Annotated in this window: 6 protein-coding genes; 4 read left to right on the top strand and 2 right to left on the bottom strand. The window is 43.4% G+C overall.

Translation table 11 applies throughout. The annotated features are described in order from the left end of the window. The 3 genes from WBA23_RS14705 to WBA23_RS14695 form a co-directional block, all read left to right on the top strand. A partial coding sequence (locus WBA23_RS14705; RefSeq protein ID WP_424583037.1) for an outer membrane beta-barrel protein occupies positions 1-446 on the top strand: 446 nt, incomplete at its 5' end. A 353-nt stretch (positions 447-799) separates the two neighbouring features. Further along, entirely contained in the window at positions 800-1,177 is a 378-nt protein-coding gene (locus tag WBA23_RS14700) for a hypothetical protein (protein ID WP_424583036.1), read from the top strand. A 275-nt stretch (positions 1,178-1,452) separates the two neighbouring features. Beyond that, on the top strand, positions 1,453-2,208 hold the full coding sequence (locus tag WBA23_RS14695) for a sulfite exporter TauE/SafE family protein (protein ID WP_424583035.1): 756 nt from the start codon (positions 1,453-1,455) through the stop codon (positions 2,206-2,208). A gap of 54 nt (positions 2,209-2,262) precedes the next feature. On the opposite strand, the gene WBA23_RS14690 is transcribed toward WBA23_RS14695, so the two are convergent. Further along, positions 2,263-4,740 (bottom strand): T9SS type A sorting domain-containing protein, encoded by a 2,478-nt coding sequence (locus WBA23_RS14690; RefSeq protein WP_424583034.1) that lies wholly within the window; start codon positions 4,738-4,740, stop codon positions 2,263-2,265. Between the two features lie 122 nt (positions 4,741-4,862). Then, positions 4,863-5,594 carry a glycosyltransferase gene (locus tag WBA23_RS14685; RefSeq protein ID WP_424583033.1) on the bottom strand — a complete coding sequence of 244 codons (732 nt, stop codon included), beginning with the start codon at positions 5,592-5,594 and terminating at the stop codon, positions 4,863-4,865. Between the two features lie 81 nt (positions 5,595-5,675). On the opposite strand from WBA23_RS14685, the gene WBA23_RS14680 reads away from it, so the two are divergent. Further along, the coding region (locus WBA23_RS14680; protein ID WP_424583032.1) for an alpha/beta hydrolase at positions 5,676-6,674 on the top strand (999 nt) is incomplete at its 3' end.

Raw genomic sequence — 6,674 nt, 5'->3', positions numbered from 1 at the left:
CCGGCCTAAATTTAGGTGTTGATTTTCGGATAGGTGATGACGGGGATAGTTGGTTTTTCCTTCAACCCGGGGTTCACTACTACAGCATTAGTGCCCAACTTATTAATGATGCTAATGCCGAACGTATCGACGATGTGGTAACTATTAACAGTTTGAAGGTGCCACTGAACGGTGGCGTTTACCTAACTGGAACAGACGGGGTACTAGCGGTTCGCCTTAATGGGGGAGTGGTGCCTACGCTTATGTTAGGAGTAGAGGATAATAATTTGGGATTAGATGGTGATGATTTCAGTTCATTCAATCTGGGATTAAACGCCGGAATAGGTATTGATCTGTTATTTTTCACTTTAGATATTGGTTACGAGTGGGGATTGACTGAATTTTTTGAGGCAGGTGAAGGGAGAAATAGAATATTTGGCGTTTCTCTAGGGGTGGTAATACCCTAAAGAGAAGATTTTCTATTTAGTGATATAATCCGCACATAAATTGTAGTTCAAGGTCCGGCATGTAAAGTGCTCGGCCTTTTTGTTTTATACCAAACTCTCTTCTCAGTGCACTACACAAAAGTTCAACCTCTTTTCAACCAAAAGGTAAACAGGTAATAAAATTACTCACTCTTAGTAATCTTTCCCGAGTAAGCACCTTAAAGTGGGGAATTGTTCCCCGACTTGTCTACTCAATACCCTTAATCAATTATTTATTAGAATAGTTATACTTATAATAAACTGATTATGAGCTGTTTATGTGTGATCTGTTATGGTATGATTCTTTGTACTGTTTATATGTAAAATCATCGATTATGAGAAAACTAGTAACAATCATCGCCATAAGTGTACTCTCTTGGAGTGCTGTTCAGGCCCAAGGTGAGATTTGGATAGAAGATATACAAGAGAATCAAGAGATGATTATTCGGGAGTCTGTTAGTGATCCGGCTACTATTATGGAAATGGATCTGCCACCAAAAATTTTATACGCGTTAGACGAAGGTGACTACCAACATCTAACTATCACGCGCGCCCGTGTATTGAATAAGCGGGATATACGCCGCTTAGAAATTGATAATAGTGTTTCCTCATCCGTTATTTTGTATGAGCTTCTAATGGAAGACGAAAGTAATGTGATTACCTTATACTATACCGAGCAAGGCGAACTACTAAATGCTATTCAAAGCGTTTAAATTTTTTACTAAGCATAGCCTCTTCATACAATAAGAAAGCTGTATATTATCAGAAGGGTTAGGTAAATAACTTCTATTTTTGCCCCAAGAAGTACCTAACTTTATGAAACCTCTCTTTTTGTCTATTTCTACCCGGCTAAGCATCTTTAGCCAATTCAAGGCACTTTGCTATCAAATGTATCAATGTATAGCTAATCAGCATTTAGCTGTTCATTTTTTTGGTACGCCTAAGCCCGCCACCTGCAAACTTTAACAATTAGCGATAGACTATAATAATGGATGTTTATGATATTCTATTAGTTATTGGGGCAGGCTTTGCAGCAGGATTTATCAATACGATTGCCGGAGGCGGATCGCTTATTAGTTTGCCAATCTTAATATTTTTGGGACTTCCCCCGGCGGTTGCTAATGCTTCCAACCGGGTTGCCATCTTTTCTCAGAATGTATTTGGAGTACTAGGATTTAAAAGTAAAGGAGTTTCAGCTTTTCCATTTAGTTTGTGGTTAGGGCTGTCGGCACTCGGGGGAGCAGTGATCGGTGCGAAAATCGCGGTCGATATTCCTGAAGAGCTTTTTAATAAATTGCTATCGGTCATTATGATCGTAGTAGTCGTATTTATTGTCAGAAAGTCTATCCGTAAGAAAAAGGAAGAACTACTTGAGCGAATGGGTGCTAAGCATCAAGTTGTGAGTATTATTCTGTTTTTCTTTGTTGGAATCTGGGGTGGCTTTATTCAGGCAGGAGTGGGCTTTCTGATTATTATGGTACTCACATCTGTTAACCAGTTTTCATTAGTTAAAACGAATAGTGCCAAAGTACTGGTGGTACTGATCTATACTTCAGCAGCCTTGGCGGTATTTATTCTGGAAGGAACCATCAATTGGTGGTACGGAGGGCTATTAGCTGTTGGCAACTCCGGTGGAGCCTGGGTAGCTAGTAGGTGGTCGGTAGAGAAAGGAGATAAGTGGGTGATGCTGATCTTAGTTATTGCGGTAGTTGCTATGGCTATTAAGCTTTGGTTTATCGAATAAAAAAAGCGGAGGATAATCACCCCCGCCTTAGTTTATGTTCGTTATGCTAAGTTTTTACTCAACTATTATTTTGCGAGTAGCTAGTTTGGTACCGGCTTTTGTTTGGACCACATACAATCCTCGGCCGAACGACCGCAGATTCACTGTCTCGCGGATTAGCTCATTTCCGTCAGTCTGATACACCGACTGCCCCAAAGAATTAAATACATTCACTTGAATAGGGGTTTCAGGAGCATCAACTACCTCCAAAAATATTCTACCTGATGTGGGGTTCGGATAAACATACGTGCCGGGCAATATATTAGAAGCATCATCTCCTAAGAAAGCAGACTCAAGCTTGCTGTTAGCATTGTCAAAGCGAGTAGCTACTTCTCCTTCCGGTGCAGTAGCCGTAGCGGTTCGGCGTTCCCCATCGGGACCCTTAAGACTCCAAACTACGGTTTCTCCGGGCTGCAATACTACTTCAAATACTGCGGCTTGTCGCCCGGGAGCAAACTCTTCCGGTTGACCTGCATCATAGTCGTCGCTGGGTACAATCTTATTATTTTCTCCAATAGGGACAAACACCGGGACGCTATTTTCACTTAAGTAGCCGAATAATGCGCGATAGTTTCCGGCTTTTTTATCGTAAGCAACAGTTTCTAGCACAGGGCGAACAGCAGCGTTGGGAATAGACCGTCTGCTAACCTCTTTCATTGCTTTCACTATATCTACGAATCCTGCTCCGGTTTTAAAATCAAAGCCTTCATCAAAGCCTTCGGTAGTGGGGTCATCCATATCGATAGCGGTAGCGGCTATAATATTTCTGATACGCCAAGGCTCAAATGTACTATTCGTCTGCTGATTAATAAGTGCCACTGCCCCAGCCAAATGAGGAGCTGATGCCGAGGTGCCAAAAAAGTTGGGAAACCCGTCGGGCTCATCTGTTCCGGGGACTTCAAATGATAGGTCGCGAGAGAAAAAGGTAGTATTCGCTCCATCAGGACCAACAAATTCAGGCTTGTGTCGGATAACCGGATCGATAGGATTTCCATTTCGGTTAAATAAAATGGGAATTCCCCCTTTTGAAGAAAATCCGTTAATGCGCGGAAGAGATAGATTGTCATTAAATTCAGGAACATTGAACCAAGCAGTGGCTCCTACCGCAATACCCCGGTTAGCATTAGAGTGACCGTATATGGTAGGAGCTTGGGTATCTTCTTCAAATTCTTGTAATTGAAAACCACTACCGAAATTAATATACTTTATGATATCGGGATCGGGACCGGCAAACTTAGCGATAAGCACATCTACTTCCAGATTAAGACTGTCTGATGTGTTGGTAACCCCAGTAATTTCGATAGGATCACCACCAATGTTTTCGTCGTTAGATACAAAAGCATCATTAAACTGGGGGAAGAAGAGATACAAGTCTAAGTCAGAATTAGCTCCCTTTTTACCACCGGCGGATATGTAAGGATCAGACCACTGTAGGGATATGATTAAATCTCCCCCGGGTGGTATAACATAGCGCTGGAAGATATCACCGTTTCCGAAGTCATGAGGGATTCCCAGAACATTTCCGGCGGTATCAGCTAATAAAAGGCCCAAACTGTTGAACGCTTTTTCGTAAGAATCTTGTGCTCCATTTCCAGCAGAAGATAGGTAAGTAACCCCCCGTTTAGAAACAATATCCACCGCTTGAGCAATAATACCATCTTGGAAAAAAGGTTCGGCCAAGTATCCCACGTCATCCACAATAACGTCACAGTTGGCGTCGGCTAGATCAATAATACCCTGAGCAAACTCCGCTTGTCCGGTAAACGCGGTATGGAATGCTAAGTCAGCTCCGGGGGCAACATCATGAATAATCTCAGCCATGGCTCGGCCTTCGTCGCTACCTTGACCAGAAGGTAGGTCATCCAGAATTTCTACTCCCGTCGGCAAATCGCCGGAAATAACTCCATCAACTGCCCCACCTAGTGCATTATAACTATCCGAAAGAATACCAATTTTTTGGCCACTGCCATCCACTCCAAAGTCCTGACGGGCCTCATCCGTTCTCATTACAATATCACCTCGGCTAGTAACGTCACCTACTTTAGTTTGAGGCTGATAAGCCGGACGGGCAAACTGTAGTCCTGGAACTGTCTCCAGCTTTTTAATATTAATAGCAGGTACTTTACCCGATACAATATGCTGATACACCGTACCATCTTTCAAGCCAACTTCTTTTTTCAGCTTCGCCAGCAGTTTTGCTCCTTTACCCTTCTCAGCAACAGCTTCAATAAGAATATATTCGCCGTTGTTTTTAAGTTCATCAGGATAGTCGTAAATCTTGTTGGTAGAAATTTGCCGAGCGTTCGTCATAGAACGTTCAGCCATCTGAATGAGGTTGTTACCCACCTTAGAAGATGAAGAATGTGGCGAAACCACGTAATTGTCGAGGGTAACTACCTTTTGGGCGGTTACCAGCAACGGTAGGCTCAGAAGAAGCCAGGTCAAGCTAACCCCGAGCAGGTTTCGGGGATGAAAAGTAAAGAATTGTTTCATGAGAAAGGATAATTAAGGTTAGATTTAAATGTGGGGTTAATCTAAGATTTTTTTGATAAATGGCAGGGCTTTTACCCAAATTTTATTGGCATTCCTAACTGAGTTCGGCCTACTAGGTTAAATTACCGAATTTCGGTATAAAACTTTTTAAGCCAAGTAGGCGAGACGCGTAGTGCCCAGAGCGCACAAATGCTAAACCAAATAAAATGCGCTTTCCAGGGGCCCCAGTGGTTTAAGCGTCGGTCAGATGATACTACGGTTTGGCTGATCTGCTTGATTTTTCCAATGCGATTCATTTTCAGACATAGATCAGCTTCCTCCATAATAGGAAGTTTATCATTGAACCCACCACACTGCAGAAAGTCAGCTCGTCGGCAAAACATAGCTTGGTCTCCGAACAACAATCGTAAGTGATTTCCAAAGAATCGGTCGGGGCGATAGAGCAGTGGAGCTAAGTACGTCTTAATAAAATTAAGAGAGGTAGTTGGCCAACTTATCCTATTCCCTTTCATAAGCGAGATAAACCCGCCCAGTGCTATTTTTTGGCTACCCAACGTATCCTGAATAGTAGTCACTAGATTGATCGGGACTAATGTGTCGGCGTGAAGAAAGCAAATCAGATCAGATGATGCTATTTTTGCTCCCTCATTCATTTGTAACGAACGCCGGGCAACGTTCACCGCTTTGAATATAACCGGATAGCGTTGGGCTACATCACAAGTACGATCGTGACTGCTGCCATCTACTACAATAATTTCGTGGGCTGGTGGATTGAGTTGCATGAGCCGATCTAATACTAAAGGTAGATACTTTTCCTCATTCAAGGTGGGAATAATAATACTGACCGTTGCCATGCTAAAAAATTAACGCTTCCTGCAAAAGCAGAAGCGGTGACAGAAAAAATAGTTTAGATTTACCACAAATTTACGGTCGATATGAAAAAGGTTTTTAGCTGGATTGTAGGAGTAGCATTGGTACTGTCGCTGGCAGTAGCTGTTGGCCCCCAACCAAACCACGGCAATCTTACTGGTGAACTTCCGAAAGTGACCACTAATCTGACTTCGTTAGAACAGGAAATAAACCGGGCTGAATCGCAGAACTTACTAGTGAAGGAAGACAATGAAGCCCGCATTGTGTGGGCCGATAGTAGCCAGCAGAAAACACCCTACAGCATTGTTTATCTTCATGGTTTCGGAGCAAGTCAGGGCGAAGGAGCACCCGTACACACTACGTTAGCTAAAAAGTACGGCTGTAATCTGTATCTATCTCGGCTGAAGGAGCAGGGGATTGAATCGGACAGTGCATTTAAGACGATGACGGCAGAAAACCTACTGGAATCAGCGAAACAGGCGGTGGCCATTGGTAAATCGCTGGGCGAACAAGTGATTATTATGGGTACTTCCACTGGCGGGGCACTAGGGCTTTTTATCACCGCCGAGAATCCGGATATTGCCGGACTGGTACTTTATTCGCCCATCATTGCCCCGCAAGATGATAATTTGTATCTGCTCAACCGCCCCTGGGGAATGCAGTTGATGGAGATGATGACCGGCGACGACCACGTAGTTGAGGAGCGAGAAGGACTCACCCGGCAATATTGGTCGCGGGTATATTACATTGAAGGCTACGCGGCCCTGGCCGGTATCGTGGAAGAAACAATGGTAGAAGAAACTTTTCAAAAAATAAAGTGTCCCGTACTTTTGGGTTACTACTATAAAAATGAAGAAGAACAGGATGATGTGGTATCAGTAGCGGCCATGCAAACCATGTTTGAGCAGTTAGGCACTCCCAAAAACCTAAAACAATCGGTCGCCTTCCCCGAAGCCGGTAACCACGTAATTGCCTCCTACGTCCGCTCTGCCGATTGGCAGGGAGTATTGAAAGAAACGGACACTTTCCTCCAAGAAGTTATGAATTTGAATTCGGCCAACGAC

This window comes from Tunicatimonas sp., assembly GCF_049647865.1.
Lineage (GTDB): Bacteria > Bacteroidota > Bacteroidia > Cytophagales > Cyclobacteriaceae > Tunicatimonas.
This window is presented reverse-complemented; position numbering and strand designations above follow the sequence as displayed.

What these genes read in the sequence shown, in the direction of transcription:
- WBA23_RS14700 (WP_424583036.1), top strand. Translation starts at nt 800, where the DNA reads ATGAGAAAACTAGTAACAATCATCGCCATAAGTGTACTCTCTTGGAGT.
- WBA23_RS14695 (WP_424583035.1), top strand. Translation starts at nt 1,453, where the DNA reads ATGGATGTTTATGATATTCTATTAGTTATTGGGGCAGGCTTTGCAGCA.
- WBA23_RS14690 (WP_424583034.1), bottom strand. Translation starts at nt 4,740, where the DNA reads ATGAAACAATTCTTTACTTTTCATCCCCGAAACCTGCTCGGGGTTAGC.
- WBA23_RS14685 (WP_424583033.1), bottom strand. Translation starts at nt 5,594, where the DNA reads ATGGCAACGGTCAGTATTATTATTCCCACCTTGAATGAGGAAAAGTAT.